The organism is Candidatus Tisiphia endosymbiont of Hybos culiciformis (genome assembly GCF_964030975.1).
Classification (GTDB): domain Bacteria; phylum Pseudomonadota; class Alphaproteobacteria; order Rickettsiales; family Rickettsiaceae; genus Tisiphia.
Map to the genome: position 1 here is coordinate 1,496,975 of NZ_CAXIQH010000001.1, position 22,925 is coordinate 1,519,899.

29 protein-coding genes, 1 tRNA gene and 1 pseudogene are annotated in these 22,925 nt (G+C 33.2%); 14 read left to right on the plus strand and 17 right to left on the minus strand.

The genetic code is table 11. The features are described from left to right. The first annotated feature begins 8 nt into the window (after nucleotides 1-8). On the plus strand, nucleotides 9-254 hold the full coding sequence (locus ACQH2P_RS08085; protein WP_425363746.1) for an exodeoxyribonuclease VII small subunit: 246 nt from the start codon (nucleotides 9-11) through the stop codon (nucleotides 252-254). A 34-nt stretch (nucleotides 255-288) separates the two neighbouring features. Here ACQH2P_RS08085 and ACQH2P_RS08090 read toward each other — a convergent pair whose 3' ends face one another. From ACQH2P_RS08090 to ACQH2P_RS08130, 9 genes and pseudogenes are all read right to left on the minus strand, one after another. Then, a complete protein-coding gene (locus ACQH2P_RS08090) occupies nucleotides 289-813 on the minus strand; it encodes a hypothetical protein (RefSeq protein ID WP_425363747.1) in 525 nt (174 codons plus the stop codon). Nucleotides 814-1,056: 243 nt separating this feature from the next. After that, nucleotides 1,057-2,538, minus strand: coding sequence for a UbiD family decarboxylase (locus tag ACQH2P_RS08095; RefSeq protein WP_425363748.1), 1,482 nt, complete (start codon nucleotides 2,536-2,538; stop codon nucleotides 1,057-1,059). Continuing rightward, nucleotides 2,535-3,617: an LptF/LptG family permease gene (locus ACQH2P_RS08100; protein ID WP_425363749.1), complete on the minus strand. Its 1,083-nt coding sequence runs from the start codon at nucleotides 3,615-3,617 to the stop codon at nucleotides 2,535-2,537. The genes ACQH2P_RS08095 and ACQH2P_RS08100 overlap by 4 nt, the downstream gene beginning before the upstream one ends. A gap of 131 nt (nucleotides 3,618-3,748) precedes the next feature. Then, a complete protein-coding gene (locus tag ACQH2P_RS08105) occupies nucleotides 3,749-4,003 on the minus strand; it encodes an HU family DNA-binding protein (protein WP_425363750.1) in 255 nt (84 codons plus the stop codon). A gap of 3 nt (nucleotides 4,004-4,006) precedes the next feature. Beyond that, nucleotides 4,007-4,920 (minus strand): annotated as a pseudogene (sppA, locus tag ACQH2P_RS08110) (signal peptide peptidase SppA). Beyond that, nucleotides 4,920-5,093: a hypothetical protein gene (locus tag ACQH2P_RS08115; RefSeq protein ID WP_425363751.1), complete on the minus strand. Its 174-nt coding sequence runs from the start codon at nucleotides 5,091-5,093 to the stop codon at nucleotides 4,920-4,922. Before ACQH2P_RS08115 ends, sppA begins: the two are co-directional and overlap by 1 nt. 25 nt (nucleotides 5,094-5,118) lie before the next feature. After that, the gene (smpB, locus tag ACQH2P_RS08120; RefSeq protein WP_341755196.1) at nucleotides 5,119-5,577 is read right to left on the minus strand and encodes an SsrA-binding protein SmpB; all 459 of its coding nucleotides are present in this window, start codon (nucleotides 5,575-5,577) and stop codon (nucleotides 5,119-5,121) included. Further along, nucleotides 5,564-6,442, minus strand: a complete 879-nt coding sequence (gene dapA, locus ACQH2P_RS08125) for a 4-hydroxy-tetrahydrodipicolinate synthase (RefSeq protein ID WP_425363752.1) — start codon at nucleotides 6,440-6,442, stop codon at nucleotides 5,564-5,566. Before dapA ends, smpB begins: the two co-directional genes overlap by 14 nt. 316 nt (nucleotides 6,443-6,758) lie before the next feature. Then, nucleotides 6,759-7,661, minus strand: coding sequence for a branched-chain amino acid transaminase (locus ACQH2P_RS08130; RefSeq protein WP_425363753.1), 903 nt, complete (start codon nucleotides 7,659-7,661; stop codon nucleotides 6,759-6,761). Nucleotides 7,662-7,714: 53 nt separating this feature from the next. Between ACQH2P_RS08130 and ACQH2P_RS08135 the strand changes: the two genes are divergently transcribed. Next, nucleotides 7,715-8,395, plus strand: a complete 681-nt coding sequence (locus tag ACQH2P_RS08135; protein ID WP_425363754.1) for a response regulator transcription factor — start codon at nucleotides 7,715-7,717, stop codon at nucleotides 8,393-8,395. Continuing rightward, nucleotides 8,379-9,689 (plus strand): sensor histidine kinase, encoded by a 1,311-nt coding sequence (locus ACQH2P_RS08140; RefSeq protein ID WP_425363755.1) that lies wholly within the window; start codon nucleotides 8,379-8,381, stop codon nucleotides 9,687-9,689. The genes ACQH2P_RS08135 and ACQH2P_RS08140 overlap by 17 nt, the downstream gene beginning before the upstream one ends. Nucleotides 9,690-9,998: 309 nt before the next feature. On the opposite strand, the gene rplS is transcribed toward ACQH2P_RS08140, so the two are convergent. Both rplS and trmD read right to left on the minus strand, forming a co-directional pair. Beyond that, a complete protein-coding gene (gene rplS / locus ACQH2P_RS08145; protein WP_425363756.1) occupies nucleotides 9,999-10,424 on the minus strand; it encodes a 50S ribosomal protein L19 in 426 nt (141 codons plus the stop codon). A 4-nt stretch (nucleotides 10,425-10,428) separates the two neighbouring features. Then, nucleotides 10,429-11,139 (minus strand): tRNA (guanosine(37)-N1)-methyltransferase TrmD, encoded by a 711-nt coding sequence (gene trmD / locus ACQH2P_RS08150; protein WP_425364138.1) that lies wholly within the window; start codon nucleotides 11,137-11,139, stop codon nucleotides 10,429-10,431. 150 nt (nucleotides 11,140-11,289) lie between these two features. Here trmD and ACQH2P_RS08155 point away from each other — a divergent pair. The 10 genes from ACQH2P_RS08155 to tnpB (ACQH2P_RS08200) all read left to right on the plus strand — a co-directional run bounded on the left by ACQH2P_RS08155 (nucleotide 11,290) and on the right by tnpB (ACQH2P_RS08200) (nucleotide 18,671). Next, nucleotides 11,290-11,366 (plus strand) — tRNA-Pro (locus ACQH2P_RS08155). Between the two features lie 137 nt (nucleotides 11,367-11,503). Then, on the plus strand, nucleotides 11,504-12,031 hold the full coding sequence (locus tag ACQH2P_RS08160; RefSeq protein WP_425363757.1) for a hypothetical protein: 528 nt from the start codon (nucleotides 11,504-11,506) through the stop codon (nucleotides 12,029-12,031). Nucleotides 12,032-12,102: 71 nt separating this feature from the next. Then, a protein-coding gene (locus tag ACQH2P_RS08165; protein ID WP_425363758.1) for an IS3 family transposase occupies nucleotides 12,103-13,226 on the plus strand; the annotation gives its coding sequence in 2 pieces (ribosomal slippage) (nucleotides 12,103-12,382 and nucleotides 12,382-13,226; 1,125 coding nt in all). 325 nt (nucleotides 13,227-13,551) lie between these two features. Next, a complete protein-coding gene (locus ACQH2P_RS08170) occupies nucleotides 13,552-13,686 on the plus strand; it encodes a hypothetical protein (protein WP_425363759.1) in 135 nt (44 codons plus the stop codon). A gap of 109 nt (nucleotides 13,687-13,795) precedes the next feature. Continuing rightward, the gene (locus ACQH2P_RS08175; protein ID WP_425363760.1) at nucleotides 13,796-15,070 is read left to right on the plus strand and encodes an HlyC/CorC family transporter; all 1,275 of its coding nucleotides are present in this window, start codon (nucleotides 13,796-13,798) and stop codon (nucleotides 15,068-15,070) included. Nucleotides 15,071-15,170: 100 nt separating this feature from the next. After that, nucleotides 15,171-17,051, plus strand: a complete 1,881-nt coding sequence (locus tag ACQH2P_RS08180) for a heme lyase CcmF/NrfE family subunit (protein ID WP_425364139.1) — start codon at nucleotides 15,171-15,173, stop codon at nucleotides 17,049-17,051. 307 nt (nucleotides 17,052-17,358) lie between these two features. Then, entirely contained in the window at nucleotides 17,359-17,484 is a 126-nt protein-coding gene (locus ACQH2P_RS08185) for a hypothetical protein (protein WP_425363761.1), read from the plus strand. Nucleotides 17,485-17,765: 281 nt separating this feature from the next. After that, nucleotides 17,766-17,894 carry a hypothetical protein gene (locus ACQH2P_RS08190; RefSeq protein WP_425363762.1) on the plus strand — a complete coding sequence of 43 codons (129 nt, stop codon included), beginning with the start codon at nucleotides 17,766-17,768 and terminating at the stop codon, nucleotides 17,892-17,894. A gap of 46 nt (nucleotides 17,895-17,940) precedes the next feature. Then, on the plus strand, nucleotides 17,941-18,330 hold the full coding sequence (locus tag ACQH2P_RS08195) for a hypothetical protein (RefSeq protein WP_425362660.1): 390 nt from the start codon (nucleotides 17,941-17,943) through the stop codon (nucleotides 18,328-18,330). Next, nucleotides 18,318-18,671, plus strand: a complete 354-nt coding sequence (gene tnpB / locus ACQH2P_RS08200; protein ID WP_425362591.1) for an IS66 family insertion sequence element accessory protein TnpB — start codon at nucleotides 18,318-18,320, stop codon at nucleotides 18,669-18,671. Before ACQH2P_RS08195 ends, tnpB (ACQH2P_RS08200) begins: the two co-directional genes overlap by 13 nt. On the opposite strand, the gene ACQH2P_RS08205 is transcribed toward tnpB (ACQH2P_RS08200), so the two are convergent. Genes ACQH2P_RS08205 through ACQH2P_RS08215 form a run of 3 tightly spaced genes read right to left on the minus strand, consistent with a single transcriptional unit; the run spans nucleotide 18,668 to nucleotide 20,313 of the window. After that, complete coding sequence (locus tag ACQH2P_RS08205) at nucleotides 18,668-19,777, minus strand: IS66 family transposase (protein ID WP_425362755.1); 1,110 nt, start codon at nucleotides 19,775-19,777, stop codon at nucleotides 18,668-18,670. The two genes, tnpB (ACQH2P_RS08200) and ACQH2P_RS08205, sit on opposite strands and share 4 nt — an antisense overlap. Before the next feature lie 38 nt (nucleotides 19,778-19,815). Then, nucleotides 19,816-20,049, minus strand: coding sequence for a hypothetical protein (locus tag ACQH2P_RS08210; protein ID WP_425362621.1), 234 nt, complete (start codon nucleotides 20,047-20,049; stop codon nucleotides 19,816-19,818). 30 nt (nucleotides 20,050-20,079) lie between these two features. Beyond that, nucleotides 20,080-20,313 carry a hypothetical protein gene (locus ACQH2P_RS08215; RefSeq protein ID WP_425362589.1) on the minus strand — a complete coding sequence of 78 codons (234 nt, stop codon included), beginning with the start codon at nucleotides 20,311-20,313 and terminating at the stop codon, nucleotides 20,080-20,082. Nucleotides 20,314-20,780: 467 nt separating this feature from the next. Between ACQH2P_RS08215 and tnpB (ACQH2P_RS08220) the strand changes: the two genes are divergently transcribed. After that, the gene (gene tnpB, locus ACQH2P_RS08220; RefSeq protein ID WP_425362591.1) at nucleotides 20,781-21,134 is read left to right on the plus strand and encodes an IS66 family insertion sequence element accessory protein TnpB; all 354 of its coding nucleotides are present in this window, start codon (nucleotides 20,781-20,783) and stop codon (nucleotides 21,132-21,134) included. Here tnpB (ACQH2P_RS08220) and ACQH2P_RS08225 read toward each other — a convergent pair. From ACQH2P_RS08225 to ACQH2P_RS08235, 3 genes are read right to left on the minus strand one after another with little or no spacing between them, the layout of a single operon-like run. Then, nucleotides 21,131-22,240, minus strand: a complete 1,110-nt coding sequence (locus ACQH2P_RS08225; RefSeq protein WP_425362670.1) for an IS66 family transposase — start codon at nucleotides 22,238-22,240, stop codon at nucleotides 21,131-21,133. The two genes, tnpB (ACQH2P_RS08220) and ACQH2P_RS08225, sit on opposite strands and share 4 nt — an antisense overlap. 38 nt (nucleotides 22,241-22,278) lie before the next feature. Next, the gene (locus ACQH2P_RS08230) at nucleotides 22,279-22,512 is read right to left on the minus strand and encodes a hypothetical protein (RefSeq protein WP_425362621.1); all 234 of its coding nucleotides are present in this window, start codon (nucleotides 22,510-22,512) and stop codon (nucleotides 22,279-22,281) included. 30 nt (nucleotides 22,513-22,542) lie between these two features. Then, nucleotides 22,543-22,776 carry a hypothetical protein gene (locus ACQH2P_RS08235; RefSeq protein WP_425362589.1) on the minus strand — a complete coding sequence of 78 codons (234 nt, stop codon included), beginning with the start codon at nucleotides 22,774-22,776 and terminating at the stop codon, nucleotides 22,543-22,545. Nucleotides 22,777-22,925 lie beyond the last annotated feature (149 nt).

Sequence of the window (22,925 nt, forward strand, 5' to 3'; positions counted from 1 at the left end):
AGATCGTGATGCCAGACTTAACATCTATTGAAAATATGAGCTTTGAAGCAGCTTTAGCTGAACTAAAAGAAATTGTAAAAAAAGTTGATACAGGAGAGGAAAGTTTAGATTCATCAATTAGTAGCTTTGAAAGAGGAGTTTTACTAAAAGATCACTGTGAAAAAAAGCTACAAGCCGCTAGATTGAAAATTGAAAAGATCACTAAGCAGGCAGATTCGACTATTGTTATAGAAAAGATAGAACCAACTAGCTAAGGGCGGTTATTGGCAGAGGTTCATGATTATTAATCTATACAAAGGTTTCATGACATAGACTATCACTACCTTCTCCTGTAGATACAACAGTATCTTCTCCCCCTATAAATCCAGACTGAGTAATAATAATAGAGTCTGTATTGACAACAGCATTGTTAATATTTGGGAACAATAAATCTTGTATCTGGAACAATTCAGAACTATTTTGACACTTACTCAAGATGTCATCACGATCATCTGTAGCTGCCTCCTTAATTACTTTAAGATAAAGTAACGGCAAGTCTTTTAGAGGTAATAGTTCATTACTGAGGATACTAATAATATGTTTTTTGTGCTCTAGCTCGTCTCCTATTTTTCTTAGCTTCATTTTATGTAAAACACATAATATCTTTTTTACTTGTTCATCATACTCTGGTGGCACATGATCTGTTGCTTTAGCTAAATGATTTGAGAATGCTAAATTCTTTGATACTGTATTAAAGAATCCTATAGTAAACGAATCGAAAAGGGAATTATTGATAAGATCGAACTCTAAATTGTTCATTTTGTTTTTGCTCATTGGTATATCTCTATTTAATTAATATTAGTAACTATAGTGAAACCTATTGAATTAGGTGATACACACTTTGTGTCATACCTTGCGTAAGCAGGTATCTAGATTCCCGCCGCAGCTAGGAATGACAACTTACAATCGTTATGTTTTTTATCACCTAATCCTATGGGCATAACTATACCTTCTAACTTTCGACAGTTGTGGTATCCAAGCCTCAAATGATTTGAGTATAAATACTAATCTTGTTAGCTATATACCAAGCATATCCCAAATTTTGTCAATTTTTTCAATGACTTCGTTAGTCATTTCTATTTTCTTACCCCAAGCTCTATTAGTCTCTGGGGATATTTTATTAGTTGCATCTATCCCCATTTTACTACCGAGACCCGATACAGGTGATGCAAAATCAAGATAATCTATTGGTGAATTATCAATAAAAGTAGTATCTCTAGAAGGATCGCTCCTAGTTGAGATTGCCCAAACCACTTCCTTCCAGTCACGAATATCTATATCATCATCTACCACAATAATAAATTTGGTATACATGAATTGTCTTAAAAACGACCATACTCCCATCATTATTCTTTTTGCATGACCTGGATAAGCTTTGCGGATAGATACAATGGCAATTCTGTAAGAACAACCTTCAGGTGGCAACCAAAAATCGACGATCTCTGGAAATTGTTGCTGAACTATAGGAATAAATATTTCATTTAATGCCACACCGAGTATAGATGGTTCATCTGGAGCTTTGCCAGTATAAGTACTTAAGTATATAGGTTGCTTTTTCATGGTAATAGTCTTTACGTTAAAGACTGGGAAATATTCAACATCATTATAGTAACCTGTATGATCACCAAATGGCCCTTCTGGTAGATATTCATCAAAACTTACATGCCCCTCAATAACAATTTCGCTATGAGCCGGCACTTTCATATCTATACTGACACAATTTACCAGTTCAATTGACTTACCTCTTAATAATCCAGCAAAATTATACTCAGACATATTATCAGGTAGCGGCATAACAGCCGCCATAGTCACAGCAGGGCTTGCCCCAATGACCACTGCAGCAGGAAAAGGTTCTTGCCTTGCCGATGATTGCCAACGTTTATGTTGCTGAGCTCCACCTCGCATTTTAAGCCAACGCATAATAAGTTTGTTATGCCCTACTACTTGCATTCGATATATACCAAGGTTAAAATTATCTATCTTCTCTAGACTAGGTCCTTTAGTAACAATTATTGACCAAGTAATTAGTGGCGAAATATCAAGAGGCCAACAGGTTTGTATCGGCAATATATTAACATCAGGATCATCAATTATAACTTCCTGACAAGGAGCTTTTGATAACATTTTTGGCGACATAGCCAACATTCTCTTTGCCAATGGCAACATGGCAAAGGTTTCTTTAAAGGAAGAAGGTAGTTCGGGGGCTTTAAGAAAAGCTAGTAATTCACCGAATTTCCTCAAATCTTCTTTATGTTTCAAGCCAAGTCCCAAGGCGATTCGCTCAGTACTAGCATATAAATTAGTTAAAACTGGTATACCAGACTTAGTTCCATCGTTTTTAATAACATTTTCAAACAGCAAAGCTGGACCGTCTTTTATTAAAAGTCTTCTACTGATTTCTGTTATTTCAAGGTTAGATGATACAGGGTAGGATATACGCTTAAGAAGCCCATTTTGCTCTAAAGGTTTTAGGAATTGCGGTAAATCTTGGAAACTCATATAGTTCTACGGAAATATAAATATAGACTTAAAATAATAGCAATAATAATATTAGCATAACAAGCAAAGATAAAATTTAAATCTTTCGAAGCAAGATTTTGTAATAGAAAATGTAAGTATGTAATAATTATGGCAGAAAGTGCAGTAATTAAAATCTGTCTTAAACTAGATTTTTTATTATAAGGCTGCTGTAAAAAAACAGATAATGTTAGAAAAACCAGTACAAAATTATACATAGGCCAAATCAATCTTTGATGCCCCTCAGCAATTAATTTAATCTTCCTCTGTTCTGATAAAATATTGTTGGGTTTTAACAATTCATCAATATAATACTCATTGATTTCTCGATTATACTTCTCCCTTACCAATTTTTTACCATCATTACTAACTAATTCTACGGTTAGAACTTCGAATAATAAATTATTCAAATTACCATTATGATCATATACCTGCCTAACTCCATTTTTTAACTGAAAAGACGAAATGTTATTATATATTTTAAACACCCCTAATTTAGAAAACAAGATTGCATGATTATCACGCTTGCGATTATCAAAAATGATTAAACTTTTCATAGTACCATCAGGTAATTTTTTATCAAAATAAACTGTTATATCTTTAGAGATTGTATTAAATGTTTTCTCATCTAGCATATTGGATGCATAATTATTCTTCATGAAAGTAATATCTGATTTAAGCTTATTATAAGATAATGGCAATACACTAGTCGAAATATAATAAGAAAATAACGTAACTATCAGAGATACCATCAATGCTGGGCTAGCTAGTTGGATATTATTTAATCCCAGATTTTGTAAAATAATTATCTGACGTCTCTCGCTCAAAGCATTATAAGTATAAATAACAGCAATAACAGTTGTAAAAGGTAACAAAATAAACAACAAAGATGGTATAACTAAAATAATTAAATTTAAGAAATCCTGAACTTTTATTCCCCTATCAATTAAGTACAACATATTTAATATCTGAGTAATCCATACAAGGCTAGTAACTGAGAAAATAATTATTACCAAGGATGGTACTATATTTTTTATTATATAACGTTTATATATCAACATTCTGTAATCAATTTATAGGCTTTCAAATATGTATACTCAGTAGTATACCCTATTTATTTTCTCCACTAAGTGAAAAAATAATAATATCTGTTCCTTTAAAGAATTATTTTTTACGCTAACCAGTTAAGGTTCTATATTTTCTTCACGAGATCGCCACAATTTTTGGGCATACGATAATAGACGGTCTTATATGATTGCTCACTATTTGGGAATTTTCGTTCCCTAATCGAAAAACTACCAAAACCTCTAATTTCAATACGGTGTTGCTCAGCTAAGCTAGATTGTAAATAATCCAAAACCAAATCTACAGAATCTTTTATATCTGCCTTAGAAAGATAACTAAGATTCTCCGATATTTTATTTACTAGGTCAGACTTCTTTGCCATAAATCAAAAAATTGCTCCCAACCCTTGAAATTTATTTTTGAAGAAACCTGGCAAAATACTATCAAAATCTTCCATAATAATTTCAAGGAATTTTGGTTTAGGTTTTATTCTAAATTCTTTTACCTTTAAACTTTTATCAATCTTTTTTATTTCCTGTAACCATTTAATCGCATCATCCTGCGATCCCACAGCATCAACAAGCTTTATCTTCAAAGCTTGACGACCAGAATATATCCGACCATCCGCTATTTCTCTAACTTTTTCAATTGGTATATTCCTTCTTAAAGCAACTAGTTCAATAAAATAATCATAAGTATCCTGTACGTTGGACATTATAGCCTGGCGAACAGCTTCTGTGACTTTCTCAGTAGGATTAGGAGCTGCCTTTAATTCTCCAGATTTAAAATTATTAAAGGTAATACCTAAAGTCTTTGCTAAATCTGTGACTTCTAAAGTTTGAAAAATTACACCAATTGACCCGGTAATCGTCCCATTATGACTAATTATATAATCACCGCCTAAGGATATCAAATATCCTCCACTTGCCGCCAATGTACCCATAACAACTACCACCGTTTTTTTGCCGATATTTTTCTAAGCATATTATAGATTTTCTCCGAACCAACAACAGTTCCGCCAGGAGAATTGACATTAACCACTAGAGCAGTAATCTGATCATCATCAATGATTTTTTCCAATCTTGCATCACGTTTTGCATCTTCAAAAATGATGTCTTCTATTGAAACCGCAGCTATATATTTACTATTAGTAGGCACATATTCATAACCAGTTAAATCAAATCGCTTAATTATACCCACAATTAATACTATAAACATAAAAATTGTTGCTAGCTTCCAAAGTATTAATTTTGATTTATTTTGCTTTCTTTCAATTAGGTAATCAGGAGTTATTGTCATTAATTTACTATTATCTGTTTCGTTGATTTTTTCTTAATGTTCTTATCAAACATATTATAGCTAACCAAGACTAGCATTACTTCGTCATTGCGAGGAGGAATGAGACTACGAAGCAATCCATTTCTAATTATTTTTCTGGATTGCTTCGTCGCTACTACAGTAGCTTCTCGCAATGACGGAGTATTACTAAGTAAACTATTACTTCACTCGCATAATCCGCCCTTGATCCCTTTTCCAATCTTGTTCTTTAATTGTCTGTCTCTTATCATGTAATTTTTTACCTTTTGCTATGCCTAGCTCAACTTTCACTTTATTTTTCTTATTGAAATATAAAGAAAGAGCAACAAGAGTATAACCTTTCAGACGAATCTTACCAATTATTTTTTTTATCTCACTCGAATTAAGAAGCAACTTGCGTGTCCTTCTAGTCGAATGATTAAACCTGTTGGCTTTTTCATATTCCGCAATATGACAATTATACAAAAATACTTCATTTGCCGAATTTTCGGCATGACTATCTTCTATACTGGCTTTTCCTTGACGCAATGATTTAACTTCACTACCAGTCAATATTATGCCAGCTTCAATTTTTTCTTCAATAAAGTAATTGAAATATGCCTTCTTATTTTGAGCTATTACTTTTTTATATTCCGACATAGTCCATAGCTTTATTTATTTTCTCCTCGGTAACGACGTTAGCTGAAGTTAAAGGAAGCCTTAACTCATTAGAGCATAACCCTAATTTTACCGCAGCATATTTTACCGGTATTGGGTTGGCTTCTGCAAATAATGCCTTATATATAGGTAATAATTGCTGTTGGATTTGCAGAGCTTCTTGATAATTACCATCACGACAATTATCTTGTAATTTCTTACACAAACCAGGCACTATATTAGATGCAACAGAAACGCACCCTACCCCCGAATGGGCATTATAAGATAACGCTAACTCATCATTACCACACAATAAATTAAAATCTTTGACCATAGCCCTAATTCGTAAGGGGCGTTCTAAATCGTTACCAGCATCTTTAAGAGCCACAATACGTGATAGTTTACTGAGCCTAATTATCGTATCATCAGAGAAGTCAACCAAAGTTCTACTAGGTACTGAATATAACATTATTGGCAAATTACTTGCATTATGGATAGTTTCAAAATGCAAATAGATTCCTTCTTGAGTTGGCTTTACGTAAGAAGGAATACTACACATAAACCCATCAACTGGAATTTTTGTACATATTTGTACCATATCTACGGCTACACTAGTAGTCATAGCTGAGCAACCAGCTATGACTGGCATACGCTTATTAGTAATTTCCATAACTGCTTGTAACAAAGATTGATATTCCTGTAAAGTTAAGCTAGTTCCTTCACCAGTAGAACCAGCAACCACTATCCCATCAACTTTATTAGCAATTTGATAGTTAATTATCTTCTCCACAGAAGCAAAATCTAATTTATTATCCTTAAAAGGAGTTATTATAGCTGTAATAACCCCTTTGAATATATTGTTTTTCATAAGTACCGCTTAAATTTATATCATTCTCATTATATTAGCTAACCCGGCTAACATTACTCTGTCATTGCGAGGAGTGCATAAGCCCCAGACGTCATTGCGAGAAGACCGTAGGTCGACGAAGCAATCCAAGAGCATGGATTGCCACGACCACTATGTGGTCTCGCAATGACAGAAGTACTTTTATCCAGCGTCATTGCGAGGAGCTACTTTAGTAGCAACGAAGCAATCCATAAAGGTAACCCAAAATGGATTGCTTCGTCGGCTCATACCTCCTCGCAATGACGTATTTATCTATAACTCGTTATTATATCACTATTTATTTGTACACTAAGTCTTTATATTCTTTTTTTAACAAATTAGTAATTTTACTATCTTCAAAGATAATATTTTGCTCACCAAGGTTAATCGATTTAATCCCCTTAACTTCAGCAACTGTACCTGTCATAAAACATTCACTAAACTCCCCTACCCTATTTGGAGTTATGTACTCTTCTGTAACCTTGATATTTAAATCATTAGCAAGTTTTATAATCGTTTGACGTGTTATACCATTTAAAGAACTATCAGCTATCGGAGTGAATAATTGCTCATCTTTAACAAAGAAGATATTTGCTGTAGTGCATTCAGCAACATACCCCCGCCAATCTAATAAAATTGCATCATCATACCCCAAAGACTTAGCTTCTTTCTGACATACTATCATCATATTATAATGTCCTGATGATTTACATTGTGGTGGCAGTGAGTTTGGATGACATTTTCGCCAACGGGCAATATGCACCCTTAAATCACCAGAAGGTCTAAGAGTTGATGGAACAGCAGCGATTAATAAATTAACCGATAAATTTGTATTAGTCAGATTAAGAGATTCACTACCAAACCAAATTAATGGACGAATATACGCATCTTTAATATTATTCTTTGTTATAAGTAGCTGATGAGCTTTTATAATGTCTTCAAAACTATATGGCACCTCTATACTTAAAGTTCTTGCTGACTCTATCAAGCGTTGCGTATGCTCTTCTAATTTAAAAATTTTACCATCATATGCTTTCTCTCCTTCAAAAACTCCACCAGAATAATGTAAACCATGAGTAAGGGCGTGTATCTTAGCTTCCTGCCAAGCAATAAATCTACCATTAATCCAAATATAACCTGATAGATGATTAAGATTTTTAAACGGCTTTTCAGGCAGTATATTTTCTTGTATTATTGTCATTGTCAATATTTCATTATTAAACTATAGTAATTTTTATCACCGAGAATTTATTTATGCAAAGCTCGAAACCCCATATTCTTGTAGTTGATGATGATACTAGAATACAAAAACTTTTAAAACAGTTTTTATATAAAAACGGCTTTTTAGTATCAACAACGCATTCTGTCGAAGGAGCCGAGGAATTATTAAAATCCTCTATTTATGACTTAATTATTTTAGACGTCATGTTGCCAAATGTTACAGGACTTGATTTTGCCAAAACTATAAGAGCTACTAAAGACCTTGTGCCAATTGTTATGCTAACTGCCCTGTCAGAACCCAATGATCGTATCAAGGGCTTAGAAGCCGGGGCATCAGATTATCTAACTAAACCTTTCGAACCAAAAGAATTATTACTAAGAATCAATAATCTATTAAATAGCTACAATAATTATAAAAAACAAGATAAAATCAAACGATTAGGCGATAATTATTATAATTTCGAGTCAAAGGAATTTATAAAAAACAATCAACTTGTACCATTAAGCTCTACAGAGCAAAAATTGCTAGAAGTGTTATTAACAAACATTGGGCAAGAAATGAAACGTGATGAGTTATCAAAAATAATGGGCGGTCTTAGCCCACGTTCTATCGATGTACAGATTGTCAGAATAAGAAGTAAGATTGAAGATGATCCTAAAGAACCAAAATATCTAAAAACCATTCGGAATAGCGGATATGCTATCTATACATAAATTTATACCACAAACCTTACTAGCTAGATTTGTACTCATTATCATTGTTCCAACATTAATAGGACAAATTCTAGCAGTGTTTTTATTCTATGATCGTCACTGGTATAATGTTTCTTATTATACTAGCAATATTATTGCTAATGAGATTATTTCCCTTCTTGAAAAAGAAGAGAATAATCTATTAGAAAAGAATAACATAGCGACAAATTATTTAAATTTATCGTATCAGTTTTATCCAGAATTAACCTTGCCACGTAAACAACCTAGAATTAGTGAAGAATTAGAAATTTTTAAAAATATCATTAACGTAAAAATTAATAAAAATAATATAGTAAAGCTTAATGATACAGGAAGAATTGAAGTACTATTTCAATTAACCGATGGTTTAATAAAAATAACTTTTCCAGCAAAATTATTGATGAATCCAACTGCCTATATTTTTGTCTTATGGTTAATTTTCTTAACTATTTTACTACTTTCTGTTTCCTTAATCTTCTCTAAAAACCAAATTAAATCCATCTTAATTCTTGCAGATGCTGCTGATCAATTCGGGCAAGGAATTACAAAATTGCAAACATTTAAACCTTCTGGTGCAAAAGAAATAAAAAAGGCTGGCTTTGCTTTTCTTAAAATGAAAGAACGAATTGAAAAACAAATTAGCAAAAGAACTAGAATGCTTGCTATGATTTCGCATGATTTATGTACTCCTTTAACTAGAATGAAGTTACAATTAGAGTTAATGAAAGAATCTGAGGAAACAGAAGGTCTTAGGGAAGATATAGTGGCTATGCAACAAATGATAAAATCATATCTTGACTTTGCTAGAGGGGAAAATGGAGAAGAAACTCAAATAATCGAGTTATCTTCTTGGATATCAAATATCATAAATAAATGGTCTATTGCCAATATTGAGCTGATTGCAACAGAGCTAGTAGAAGTACAAATTAAGCCTACCACCTTTGAACGTGCAATATCTAACATAATAAATAACGCGATAAAATATTCTACAAAAACAAAAATTACTATATGTTCTACCTCTACTAATGTAATAATACAGATTGAAGATAATGGAATTGGTATAAAGGATGAAGAGAAATTATTAGTATTTAAAGCATTTTATCGTTCAGATAAATCACGTTCACTTAATAATTCAGGGAATGTTGGGCTTGGTCTTGCTATTACTAAAGAAATAATTATTGATCATGGTGGTACAATATCTTTGCAGGATAGTAAAACTTTAGGTGGTTTATTGGTTGAAATTTCGCTGCCTATAGCTACCCAGAAAAGATTTTAGCCATAGTAAATTTTCGTCATTGCAAGGAGCCATAAACCGACGAAGCAATCCTGTTTTGTGTCGTCCCTGCTTAAGTTTAATATCATACCTGCGAAGGCAGGTATCTAGCAGTGCTGTCGAAAGTTAGAAGAGGAAGCGGTTTTAGATAGTATACTTTAAAAGTCGTATGTGGTCAACGTCATTACGAGGAAGACCGTAGGTCGACGAAGCAATCCAAAAAAGTGACCAGAAATGGATTGCTTCGTCGCCACTAAAGCGGCTCCTTGCAATGACGTCACATTATTCAATAGCTGTATCCGCCAATGACCTTTAAGCAACCACCTTCTTCTTACTGGTTTTCTTAGTATTTACTTGCAGTTTTTCTTTAATTCTAGCTGCTTTACCGCTTAGATTTCTTAGGTAATAGAGTTTAGCACGACGTACTACACCATATTTTACAACTTCAATCGAATGTACCATCGGTGAGAAAATCATAAATCGTCTTTCTACGCCTTCACCATGACTGACCTTACGAACTAAACAAGAAGATGCAACCCCACTATTTCTTCTGGCAATTACCACACCTTCATATGCTTGCAGCCTCTCTAACAATTTTTCCTTGCCATCTTTCTCAACTGTCCGGTCAATTATCTTTACAGTAACCTTTACAGTATCTCCTGCCTTAAAATCAGGAATCTTTTTATTTTCCGTTAGTTTTACAATTTGCTGTTGTTCAAATTGTTCAATAATATTCATCGCTTTAATCTCCTATAAAATTTAATAAATCTGGTCTACGTCTTTTGGTAATCTCCATAGACTGATTACTTTTCCAATCTCTAATTAACTGATGATTACCAGACAACAAAACATTCGGAACTTCTCTGCCTTTCCATTTCACCGGTCTTGTATACAAAGGACATTCAAGCAACCCAGCAAACTCACCATTTCTCTCAAAAGACTCTGATTGCAATGTATCTTGATTTGCTAATACATTCGGAAGTAATCTAATCAAACAATCAAGAATAGTAAGGGCTGCCACTTCGCCACCAGATAAAATATAATCCCCTATACTAATTTCTTTGATATTATACTCTTCAATTATACGTTCGTCAATCCCTTCAAATCGACCACATAAAATTATTATTTGTTTTTCTTGTATAATTTCATGAGCAATAGCCTGGTTAAATAACTTTCCTCTTGGTGATGGGTAATATACGGGAGTATTAGGGTTTGTAGACAGCACATCATCTAGACAACTACCAAGCACATCTGGACGCATTATCAGTCCGCTACCACCACCATAAGCTTCATCGTCAACATTTTTATGCCTAGTTAACCCAAAATCTTTTATATTAACCACATCATAAGACCAAATACCTTTTTTTAAGGCTTGCCCTGCAAGGGAATATTGCAAAGAACCAGGAAACATCTCTGGAAATATGGTTAATATTGATGCGTGTAATGAAGACATTTTATAAATATGATGAATTTTTAAAACAAAAAAATTGATTTGAGTTATATTATAGTCTATATATTTAGACAACATCAATCTACTAATACTTAAGTACTAGTCATTTCCGACAGTCTCCTAGTGCTTATTTTAATTTTTATCTAATTTGTTCGGGGCATAGCGCAGTCTGGTAGCGCATCTGCTTTGGGAGCAGAGGGTCGGGAGTTCGAATCTCTCTGCCCCGACCATTACTTATCACCCTTCCAGCGTTTTCTAATTTTACTAAAAATTTCATATGTAATTCATATGTCACTTCTCAAACAGAATTCCCCAATTTTGACCTACAAAAAAATCTATTTTTAACCCTGTTACAAGGGGGAAAAATATGACAGAATCATTAACTTTTTCCAACCCTATAGTTGAAAATCATGATATTATCTTTTATAATTTAGTCGGTAATTTCATCCCGCCTGAGTGGCGAAACCTTACCAATAATTGTGGTAAACAATTAAGTAAGACTTCTCGTCAACTTCTATCTTTGATAGTTTCTTGCATGAAAACTAATCGTTATAATAATACACAAGACTCACAAGAGTTACAAGAAGGCTATCATTTCTTCCAACAAGAGCTAGGAGTTAGTCAAAGTAGGGTTAAACAATGTCTAACAGAATTACAAAAAAGTGGGTTCATTTATCATACTTTAATTACTACGGTCAAATATAATATAAAATGCCGTAATATTTTATGTATCAAACTTCTTAAGAAATTTACAAGTTTTCGTAAAGCTAATAATAATTCTTATCACTTTAATCACACTAATATCCAGTCTAGCTATCAAAATATTTTAACCCAACCTGGAGAAAATTCTAACTCAACTCAGAAAAAATTAAAAAAAGATATAATGACCCCATAAAATAGGACCAAAAAAAATAGATTAATCCGAGTAAATTTGTTAAAAAGCAAGTAAATTGAAAGGAGAAAAAAGTGAGCGTTAAGAAACAATATGCTGCAGAATTTAAGGCTAAGTTGGCAATAGAATTAATCAGTGATAAAAAAACTATTGTTGAGGTTAGTAGTGAATATAAGGTACCTCAAAGTAATTTACATGAGTGGAAAGCGAAATTACTTGCCTCTGCTAAAGACGCCTTTCTGCCTGAATCAGAAAGAAATAAGCAGTTGAAAATATTAGAGCAAGAAATCAATGGCTTACACAAGATTATAGGGGAAATTACAGTTGAAAATAATTTTCTTAAAAAAAAATTAAAACTATAAATTATGATAGTCGCGTCAGTATGTTAGATGTTCATGATAATATATCAATTAGGCACGCCGCAAGGTTATTAGAGGTTCATAGATCGAAATTTTACTATCAACCTGTACTTAATGATGATAGTGAACTCGCGAATATAATAACTGAGATTTATAGCAAATCTGATTGTCGTTATGGTTTTAGAAAAGTATATGCGGAGCTTATAGATACTGGATTTAATACTAATAAAAAGAAAGTACAAAGACTGATGAAAGAACTTAGCTTTCAAGGGTTATATCCACAAAAGAAATGTATAACAACGATAGGAAATAAAGAACATAAGAGCTACCCATATTTACTGGAGGGAGCAGATATTGTAAGAATTAATCAAGTTTGGACTACTGATATCACGTACATAAAATTACCAGATAGATTTATGTATTTCATTGCCATAATTGATTTATACAGCCGTTATGTTGTAGCATATGGATTAAGTCATAGTTTAGAAGGAGAATTTTATGTATTTATATTAGAAAAAGCGTTGCAAACAGGTAAACCAGAGATATTTAATAGTGACCAGGGGTCTCAATTTACCAGCGGTGATTTTGTAAAATTATTGATTGAGCATAATATTCAAATCAGTATGGATCATAAAGGTAGGTGCTTTGATAATATACATATTGAAAGGTTATGGAGGACAATAAAACAGGAGGCGATATACTATTATAAACCTGAAAATATTTCTGATTTAGAAAAAATATTGAATGAATTTATTAGATGGTATAATAATGAGAGGCGACATCAATCTCTTAACTATAAGAGACCTGCTGATATTTATCAGCCAATAAAAATAGATTAACTCTGTTGAAATTTTATATTATCTGTATTTTATTTATAATAAAAAATAGTTAATTTTTATATAGTTAAAAACGGATTAACTTATTTTTTTTGGTTTGACATTTGGGTACACTATATAGACTTAACATATATGTTCATATTAGAAAAAGATATTTTGTATTTGAGGCAAGTTGTAGAACATTAAAAATAATAGACCTCCTTCGAAACTCGCTTGTGTGCAAGGGTATGAAGGAGACACTTCGTCTCGAACCGCAGCGTATTCTAATGTACGTGAGGATTCGAGTGCCACAGCTGTCGAAAGTTAGAAGAGGAAGCGGTTTTAGATAATGAGCTTTAAAAGTCGTATGTGGTCAACGTCATTGCGAGAAGACCGTAGGTCGACGAAGCAATCCATTCTAATCACTTTTATGGATTGCTTCGTCGCCAAAGTAGCTCCTCGCAATGACATAGAGGCTATCTAATTGATGGGTTAGCTATAGGCTCCGAAGTGTTTCAAACAAAAAAGTATTAGGGGAATTTTACAGTTAGCAATATAATCAGCTTTATACTAAATAATTTATACAAGGATCAATGACTATTTTCTTGATAATCATTATTGTTCTAATGATAGGATGTTCCGCACTGCTCTCAGCTACTGAAACGGCTATAACCGCATCTTCCCCTGGGAAAATACAAAAATTTAAGGCGGCAGGTATTAAGCGTGCCACGATTGTATTACAAGTTCTAAAGAACAAAGAAAAAGTAATTGGCACATTACTAATTGGTAATACCTTATTTAATACTGTTTGCACTACGATTGCTACCAGCATGTTTATCGATTGGCTAGGCGATAATGGTACTGTTACAGCTTCTGCAGTTATGGCATTCTTAATAATTGTTTTCGGTGAAATAATACCGAAAGCTATTGCTGTAGCAAAAGCAGAGCAGTTAGCATTATTCACTTCTCCGGCTATTATGTTTCTTCTAAGTTTTTTGAGACCAATTAATTATGTTTTTGAACTGATAGTTAAGGGGTTTTGTTTTATTTTTCGTATTAATCTACAACAAAATATCTCAGGAGCAGAAGAAGTTAGAGGAGTTATTGAGCATTATCATCAAGAAGGTAATGTTTATAAGTCTGACCGTGATATGTTAGGTGGTATATTAGATATTAGGAAAATGACAGTATCTGAAATTATGATACACAGAAGTAATGTCATAGCCATTAATATAGATTTGCCTAAAGAAGAAATAGTAAGGAAAGCATTATTATCAAGCCCTCATACAAGAATACCATTATGGAAAGATACTCAGGACAATATAATTGGTGTACTTCACATAAGAGATCTACTCCGAGCTCTTTATGAAAAAAATAACGATGTAAAAAAAGTTAATATCGAAGAATTGATAAGTCAGCCTTGGTTTATACCTGATAATGCTTTGGTAACTCATCAACTTCATGCTTTTAGAGAGAGAAAAAACCATTTTGCCTGTGTTGTTGACGAATATGGTGATTTACAAGGTATTATTACTTTAGAAGATATTTTAGAAGAGATTGTTGGTCCTATTATTGATGAACATGATTATCCTATTAACACAATCATAAAAAAATCTGAAATTGAGTTTATTATTGATGGATCTGCAACTATAAGAGATGTAAATAGAGAGCTAAATTGGAATTTACCTGATTATAACGCAAATACCATAGCTGGTTTGATTATCTATGAACTTGAGCGTATTCCTAATCAAGGAGAATCTATCAAAATATTTAATTTAAGTATTACTATTAACAAGAAGATAGGCAATAGGCTTGATAGTATAAAAGTTACTGTTCTACCAAATGAAGAATTTGAAAGTGATCAGTAGCTTTGGCAATTATCTACAAATATTGGCAATGCTATTCAGTATACTAGCAGTTATTAGTGCTACATACCAGGCGGGTACTTTATTTTTTTACTTTAGCTGGGTGTCAACATTATTATCTTTTTTGCTACTAGTATGTGGATTTGTTATATCGGATTTTTCTATACAGAATGTTTTTTTTAATTCTAGTACATTAAAGCCTCTGGGATTTAAGATTGCTGCTAGTTGGGCGAGTCATGAGGGGTCTATCCTATTATGGCTATGTTTATTGCAGACTATAGGGGTTATTTATATTGCACTATTTAACAGCCGTCCAACTCAAGTCTATCACATAATTGTACTAGCACTAATACAAATCTTGTTCGGTAGTTTCATTTATTTTACCTCTAACCCATTTGATAGCCTATCCTTCCGCCCTGCTCAGGGTCTTGGCTTAAACCCCATGCTTCAAGATATTGCCCTAATAATACATCCACCTATATTATATTTAGGCTATGTCTGTTATGTAGTACCTTTTACATCGGCTTGTGTTATGTTGCTCACCTCTAACTTAGACTTTGCTAATCTTAGAGCCATTAAAGTATTTACCAATTTAGGCATGTTATTTTCAACCTTAGGTATAGCCCTAGGCTCATGGTGGGCTTATAGAGAACTCGGCTGGGGTGGTTTTTGGTTTTTTGATCCAGTAGAAAACATTTCCCTACTACCATGGCTGTCGGCTATTGTTCTACATCACTCAATCTTGGTAATGATCAAATCTGGACGAATGAAGAACTGGATCATAACCTTATCAATCATCACTTTTTTACTGGTAGTATTTAGTACGTTCTTGGTACGCTCAAGTGTACTTACCTCAATTCACTCTTTTGCCTCATCACCTGAGCGGGCAATCTACATGCTGGCAATATTTGCTATCCTTGCTATATCAAGCTTAGTTTTACTGCTAGTAAAAGGACAGAATATCACTAAATCTGATTCAACAGGATTAGACAAGCACAAATTTAAGCACAAACTTATTATTTGGGGAAGTATATTTTTCTTAACAGCCCTAGTAGTATTACTATCTGCCACCATTTATCCTGTAGTTTATTCTTTATTATACCAAGAATCTATTACTATTAGTGAAAGATTTTTTATCAATAATTTCACAATCTTTATTATTCCAACAGTTCTACTAGCTGGCATTACTCAAACAGATAATATAGCTAATTCACAGTCGTCATTGCGAGGAGCTACTGTAGTAGCGACAAAGCAATCCATAAAAGCAATCAAAAATGGATTGCTTCGTCGGCTTATGCCTCCTCGCAATGACGTCAGTTTACTATGGTTAAATACTAGTCTGGTTAACTATATAAGAAGAAAACAGCTACTAATTTTAGCTAGTTCTTTTGCAATAACTTTTATTAGCTCATACCAAATTCAGTATGGTTTTATTTCAGCATGTGCTGTGACATTTTCTCTTTTTCTAATAATACAAAATTGTTATTATGTATTAGCAAAAAGCAATTTTTTTAGAACCAAACTAAAAGCCAATATTGCTATGATCTTAGGGCATTTAGGCTTTGGCTTACTTGTTTTAACTATTACTCTTAATTCATTATTACAAAGCGAAGTAGATTTTATAGGAAAAGTTGGAGACAAGGTAACAGCAGGTGGGTTTGAAGTTACCTTAAAAGATATTAGAGTATCCACAGCCCAAAATTATTATCGGCAAATTGCTGAATTTTGGATTCAGGATCAACAAAATAATATCACTATATTAAAGCCTGAAAATAGATTATATATAATAGAAAAACAACTATCTCAAGAAAGTAATATATATTCTTATTTAACTTATGATCTTTACGCGGTATTAAGTAAAATTGATGATGATGTAATTCATGCAAAAATATATTACAAACCGATGATGAGTCTTATTTGGATATCTATTATGATTATAGCCGGAGGATTGTTAATCGGATTATTTCGTCGCTCTACCAGCTAGCCCCATAAGTACCCTACATTTTTTATTTTGTAGTGAAAGTGTAATTCGACATAATATACCAATTTAAGGAAAAAAAACCGATCTCTAACTGTCATTGCGAGGAGCCACTTTAGGCGACGAAGCAATCCAAAAGACCAGAAGTGGATTGCTTCGTCGTGCTTACACACTCCTCGCAATGACGCTTGTGTAGCATAATATCCTTATAATTTTTTGCTATTTTTACGATAGAATAAAAAATGTAGGGTATGAGCTAGTGCTACAGTCGTAAACTTTGTGCATACAGTGCACGGGTTCTTTCTTTATAGTTATGCTCATAGGATTAGGTGATAAAGAACATAACGATTGTAAGTTGTCATTCCCGCGAAGGCGGGAATCTAGTACTACAGTCGTAAACTTTGTGCATACAGTACACGGGTTCTTTCTTTATCTTTAAAGTGACAATCTTTTGCTCTGGCTTGGTGTCGTCTTCGCCATAAGGATAGGCTTAAGAATGCTTCCTTTGTTGTCGTAAATAAGCTTGAAAAAATCAACTTTACAAAACGTCTAATTTCTTGAACCGTAAGGCTGATAAAATCTTCTGTTTTTTTTATATTCGTGCATTGAATCCAATTGCTCTTGACCTGCAGATATAGTGTATACTTGCAGCAAAACTGCATAACTCTATCTAATTTTTTTGTTAGTATAAAATTTATTTTATAAATTTGGGTTCCTACTATGCAAATACCATCAATTACTATTGAGCAAGTAGCTCAGCAATTTAAAGCCTGGCGTCAAACTAAAACTAACAAGTTTGATCCCATACCAAACCGTATACTTGCAGCAAAACTGCATAACTCTATCTAATTTTTTTGTTAGTATAAAATTTATTTTATAAATTTGGGTTCCTACTATGCAAATACCATCAATTACTATTGAGCAAGTAGCTCAGCAATTTAAAGCCTGGCGTCAAACTAAAACTAACAAGTTTGATCCCATACCAAACCATCTAAAGGAATTAGTTCGCCAGCTACTCCATCACTATTCTTGCAAAGATATAGCCAAACATCTCAATATTAATAAAACAATAATTAGTTCAATTCAACGTATACTTGCAGCAAAACTGCAACAAGATATTAATTTCCTTCCATTTCAACTAGTAAATTCTATAGATACTGATCCTGTGGCTACTCCCAAACAAAATTACTACACTTGCCACATTATTAAACCAAATGGTACCAAGCTTATTATCCAAACATTGGATCCAAAAATCATAATTCAGACATTTCTATGCTGCAACTAACCCCTCAGTCAGTTATTTTTGTTGCCACTATTGCCATCGACTTTCGTAAGGGTATCGATGGTTTAATAGCTGTTTGCAGACAAAAACTTTCTTCCAACCCTCTTAATGGTTCCTTGTTTTTATTCTATAATAAAAACAGAACTGCCATTAAAATTTTGTCCTTTGATGGTCAAGGCTTTTGGTTATGCTCTAAACGCCTATCCAAAGGTAAATTTACGGCAAAACTTTCCCCATCTGATAATTCATCTTATCAGATTTGTTATAGAACCTTACACATTCTTATTCATAATGGTGATCCTAGTTCTGCCAAACTCTCTAATGATTGGCTTCCTGTCATTTAAGCTGCCGTCTCGATTAATTCCGTATTATTTATATATCTTGCATAGGCAAAAGGCGTATAATTCGTAGGATGCTTCTTTGCTTTGTTGCTCTGCTCTTGCAGCCAATTTAAATATTTAAATGCATTGATTTCATTCTCACTACAAGTCTTTACTATACTATACAGACCACTATGTATCTCAGCACTATTGATTGTTTTAAAGAATAATGAATTCTTCCTTTGTAAAATAATGGTACGTAGTGACCTCTCAGCCCAATTATTATCAAGACTGCTAACTGGAATTTTCAAAAATTGCGTCAAACCTTCTTTATTATTTAACCAATATTTCATAGCTTGCCCAAACCTACTATTAGGCTCAACTTTCTTGTCGTTAAATAATTCATCTATTTTGTTATATATATTTTCTATATATTTACTGCTATGTTCCTGATGGTACTTCAGCTTCTCCTCAAGGCTCATCTCTTTACATTGATGTTCATTATGGTAAATCCCAGCAGTCTGTTTGAGAAAATATCCGCATTCTTCAGGGTAATATGGTTCATTCTCTGTAAATTTTCTCTGCCCATGTGACAAACAATTGATCATCACTATTATTGCCAGTAATTCTTTATCTGCTTCTGATAATACCGGGTTATTATTGTTACTTGCATCAGTCATTAAATGAATAGAATCAGTCCTATTCTTACGATTCTTTAGTACGTTACCAATATTTTCCCCGCCATGCTTATTACCGGTAAAATATAAAACTATCACCTCATTATTGGCAGTCTTAGCACATATAGTAGTGGTATAACAGCTGCGTCCTTTCTTATTTTGAGTACGTAATTTTTTATTGGCTACAGTAATTTCTAAAATTCTAGCTCTAGTATCATCAAGATTCAGTGAGCTACATTCGGCAGCCATTTCCAATAATACCCTGTAAATTTCAGCTCCACCACCTTCTTGCCAAACATCTAAATATTGTTGCCACAACGAGCTATATGATACAGGAACCCCGCTTAAACTTTGCAACCTAGATAAACGATAGAAGGGAGTACCGTAGGTCTTTTGTAACACTATTGCACTTTTGCTACTATTTGTCCATTTGTTGATATTCTTATTGTTCATAACTGTATAATCGCAAGCATTACAGCGTAACGTTTTCTTTACATATCTGTTGACTGTAATTGGAGCATTACCTGTAAATTGTAGCAATTTTCTAGCTTCACTATTATAGAGTTTACCATTATCACAGTGAGGACAGCTATCACCACTACAAAAATTCTCAGGAGATAAATAGCTGGTATTCGCATCCTGATAATCATCAAATCCATATTTACCTTGCCAATTACTGCGATCTCTCTTCTTGGACTCATCGTACTCTTCTTCATTACCACCATTCTTATTATCAGATTCACTCGGTGGTTCTTTTAATGAATCTGAACTATCTTTTTTTTGTTATCTGCCTTAAAACCAATCATCATCTCCTTAAGCTTATTTATACTGATGTTTGATGATGCTAGCTTGTCTATTAGTTCGTTACAAAATTTCACAAGTTCTATCACCGCTTGCTGATCATCTCCTGTTAATGAACTTGCCTTAATATGTTGTATTAGTTCTTCTCGTTCCTCAGCACTTAAGGTCGCTACTTTTGGCTTTTTCATTTTGATTCATTCATTACGTTTAATAATTGAAATGTTATAGTATAACTGATAGTTTTTCAACCAGTTTTTTTACTAATCGGTGATATTTGCATAGTAGGAACCCAAATTTATAAAATAAATTCATACTACCAAAAAAATTTAATAGAGTTATGCAGTTTTGCTGCAAGTATACCCATACCAAACCATCTAAAGGAATTAGTTCGCCAGCTACTCCATCACTATTCTTGCAAAGATATAGCCAAACATCTCAATATTAATAAAACAATAATTAGTTCAATTCAACGTATACTTGCAGCAAAACTGCAACAAGATATTAATTTCCTTCCATTTCAACTAGTAAATTCTATAGATACTGATCCTGTGGCTACTCCCAAACAAAATTACTACACTTGCCACATTATTAAACCAAATGGTACCAAGCTTATTATCCAAACATTGGATCCAAAAATCATAATTCAGACATTTCTATGCTGCAACTAACCCCTCAGTCAGTTATTTTTGTTGCCACTATTGCCATCGACTTTCGTAAGGGTATCGATGGTTTAATAGCTGTTTGCAGACAAAAACTTTCTTCCAACCCTCTTAATGGTTCCTTGTTTTTATTCTATAATAAAAACAGAACTGCCATTAAAATTTTGTCCTTTGATGGTCAAGGCTTTTGGTTATGCTCTAAACGCCTATCCAAAGGTAAATTTACGGCAAAACTTTCCCCATCTGATAATTCATCTTATCAGATTTGTTATAGAACCTTACACATTCTTATTCATAATGGTGATCCTAGTTCTGCCAAACTCTCTAATGATTGGCTTCCTGTCATTTAAGCTGCCGTCTCGATTAATTCCGTATTATTTATATATCTTGCATAGGCAAAAGGCGTATAATTCGTAGGATGCTTCTTTGCTTTGCTGCTCTGCTCTTGCAGCCAATTTAAATATTTAAAGGCATTGATCTCGTTCTCACTACAAGTCTTTACTATACTATACAGACCACTATGTATCTCAGCACTATTGATTGTTTTAAAGAATAATGAATTCTTCCTTTGTAAAATAATGGTACGTAGTGACCTCTCAGCCCAATTATTATCAAGACTGCTAACTGGAATTTTCAAAAATTGCGTCAAACCTTCTTTATTATTTAACCAATATTTCATAGCTTGCCCAAACCTACTATTAGGCTCAACTTTCTTGTCGTTAAATAATTCGTCTATTTTGTTATATATGTTTTCTATATATTTACTGCTATGTTCCTGATGGTACTTCAGCTTTTCCTCAAGGCTCATCTCTTTACATTGATGTTCATTATGGTAAATCCCACCAGTCTGTTTGAGAAAATATCCGCATTCTTCAGGGTAATATGGTTCATTCTCTGTAAATTTTCTCTGCCCATGTGACAAACAATTGATCATCACTATTATTGCCAGTAATTCTTTATCTGCTTCTGATAATACCGGGTTATTATTGTTACTTGCATCAGTCATTAAATGAATAGAATCAGTCCTATTCTTACGATTCTTTAGTACGTTACCAATATTTTCCCCGCCATGCTTATTACCGGTAAAATATAAAACTATCACCTCATTATTTGTAGTTTTAGCACATATAGTAGTGGTATAACAGCTGCGTCCTTTCTTATTTTGAGTACGTAATTTTTTATTGGCTACAGTAATTTCTAAAATCCTGGCTCTAGTATCATCAAGGTTCAGTGAACTACATTCGGCAGCCATTTCCAATAATACCCTGTAAATTTCAGCTCCACCACCTTCTTGCCAAACATCTAAATATTGTTGCCACAACGAGCTATGGGATACAGGAACCCCGCTTAAACTTTGCAACCTAGATAAACGATAGAAGGGAGTACCGTAGGTCTTTTGTAACACTATTGCACTTTTGCTACTATTTGTCCATTTGTTGATATTTTTATTGTTCATAACTGTATAATCGCAAGCATTACAGCGTAACGTTTTCTTTACATATCTGTTGACTGTAATTGGAGCATTACCTGTAAATTGTAGCAATTTTCTAGCTTCACTATTATAGAGTTTACCATTATCACAGTGAGGACAGCTATCACCACTACAAAAATTCTCAGGAGATAAATAGCTGGTATTCGCATCCTGATAATCATCAAATCCATATTTACCTTGCCAATTACTGCGATCTCTCTTCTTGGACTCATCGTACTCTTCTTCATTACCACCATTCTTATTATCAGATTCACTCGGTGGTTCTTTTAATGAATCTGAACTATCTTTTTTTTGTTATCTGCCTTAAAACCAATCATCATCTCCTTAAGCTTATTTATACTGATGTTTGATGATGCTAGCTTGTCTATTAGTTCGTTACAAAATTTCACAAGTTCTATCACCGCTTGCTGATCATCTCCTGTTAATGAACTTGCCTTAATATGTTGTATTAGTTCTTCTCGTTCCTCAGCACTTAAGGTCGCTACTTTTGGCTTTTTCATTTTGATTCATTCATTACGTTTAATAATTGAAATGTTATAGTATAACTGATAGTTTTTCAACCAGTTTTTTTACTAATCGGTGATATTTGCATAGTAGGAACCCAAATTTATAAAATAAATTCATACTACCAAAAAAATTTAATAGAGTT

Coding starts and splice junctions, on each gene's coding strand:
- ACQH2P_RS08085 (WP_425363746.1), top strand. CDS start 9: ATGCCAGACTTAACATCTATTGAAAATATGAGCTTTGAAGCAGCTTTA.
- ACQH2P_RS08090 (WP_425363747.1), bottom strand. CDS start 813: ATGAGCAAAAACAAAATGAACAATTTAGAGTTCGATCTTATCAATAAT.
- ACQH2P_RS08095 (WP_425363748.1), bottom strand. CDS start 2,538: ATGAGTTTCCAAGATTTACCGCAATTCCTAAAACCTTTAGAGCAAAAT.
- ACQH2P_RS08100 (WP_425363749.1), bottom strand. CDS start 3,617: ATGTTGATATATAAACGTTATATAATAAAAAATATAGTACCATCCTTG.
- ACQH2P_RS08105 (WP_425363750.1), bottom strand. CDS start 4,003: ATGGCAAAGAAGTCTGACCTAGTAAATAAAATATCGGAGAATCTTAGT.
- smpB (WP_341755196.1), bottom strand. CDS start 5,577: ATGTCGGAATATAAAAAAGTAATAGCTCAAAATAAGAAGGCATATTTC.
- dapA (WP_425363752.1), bottom strand. CDS start 6,442: ATGAAAAACAATATATTCAAAGGGGTTATTACAGCTATAATAACTCCT.
- ACQH2P_RS08130 (WP_425363753.1), bottom strand. CDS start 7,661: ATGACAATAATACAAGAAAATATACTGCCTGAAAAGCCGTTTAAAAAT.
- ACQH2P_RS08135 (WP_425363754.1), top strand. CDS start 7,715: ATGCAAAGCTCGAAACCCCATATTCTTGTAGTTGATGATGATACTAGA.
- ACQH2P_RS08140 (WP_425363755.1), top strand. CDS start 8,379: ATGCTATCTATACATAAATTTATACCACAAACCTTACTAGCTAGATTT.
- rplS (WP_425363756.1), bottom strand. CDS start 10,424: ATGAATATTATTGAACAATTTGAACAACAGCAAATTGTAAAACTAACG.
- trmD (WP_425364138.1), bottom strand. CDS start 11,139: ATGTCTTCATTACACGCATCAATATTAACCATATTTCCAGAGATGTTT.
- ACQH2P_RS08160 (WP_425363757.1), top strand. CDS start 11,504: ATGACAGAATCATTAACTTTTTCCAACCCTATAGTTGAAAATCATGAT.
- ACQH2P_RS08170 (WP_425363759.1), top strand. CDS start 13,552: ATGAGCTTTAAAAGTCGTATGTGGTCAACGTCATTGCGAGAAGACCGT.
- ACQH2P_RS08175 (WP_425363760.1), top strand. CDS start 13,796: ATGACTATTTTCTTGATAATCATTATTGTTCTAATGATAGGATGTTCC.
- ACQH2P_RS08185 (WP_425363761.1), top strand. CDS start 17,359: ATGCTCATAGGATTAGGTGATAAAGAACATAACGATTGTAAGTTGTCA.
- ACQH2P_RS08190 (WP_425363762.1), top strand. CDS start 17,766: ATGCAAATACCATCAATTACTATTGAGCAAGTAGCTCAGCAATTTAAA.
- ACQH2P_RS08195 (WP_425362660.1), top strand. CDS start 17,941: ATGCAAATACCATCAATTACTATTGAGCAAGTAGCTCAGCAATTTAAA.
- tnpB (WP_425362591.1), top strand. CDS start 18,318: ATGCTGCAACTAACCCCTCAGTCAGTTATTTTTGTTGCCACTATTGCC.
- ACQH2P_RS08205 (WP_425362755.1), bottom strand. CDS start 19,777: ATGAACAATAAGAATATCAACAAATGGACAAATAGTAGCAAAAGTGCA.
- ACQH2P_RS08210 (WP_425362621.1), bottom strand. CDS start 20,049: ATGGTGGTAATGAAGAAGAGTACGATGAGTCCAAGAAGAGAGATCGCA.
- ACQH2P_RS08215 (WP_425362589.1), bottom strand. CDS start 20,313: ATGAAAAAGCCAAAAGTAGCGACCTTAAGTGCTGAGGAACGAGAAGAA.
- tnpB (WP_425362591.1), top strand. CDS start 20,781: ATGCTGCAACTAACCCCTCAGTCAGTTATTTTTGTTGCCACTATTGCC.
- ACQH2P_RS08225 (WP_425362670.1), bottom strand. CDS start 22,240: ATGAACAATAAAAATATCAACAAATGGACAAATAGTAGCAAAAGTGCA.
- ACQH2P_RS08230 (WP_425362621.1), bottom strand. CDS start 22,512: ATGGTGGTAATGAAGAAGAGTACGATGAGTCCAAGAAGAGAGATCGCA.
- ACQH2P_RS08235 (WP_425362589.1), bottom strand. CDS start 22,776: ATGAAAAAGCCAAAAGTAGCGACCTTAAGTGCTGAGGAACGAGAAGAA.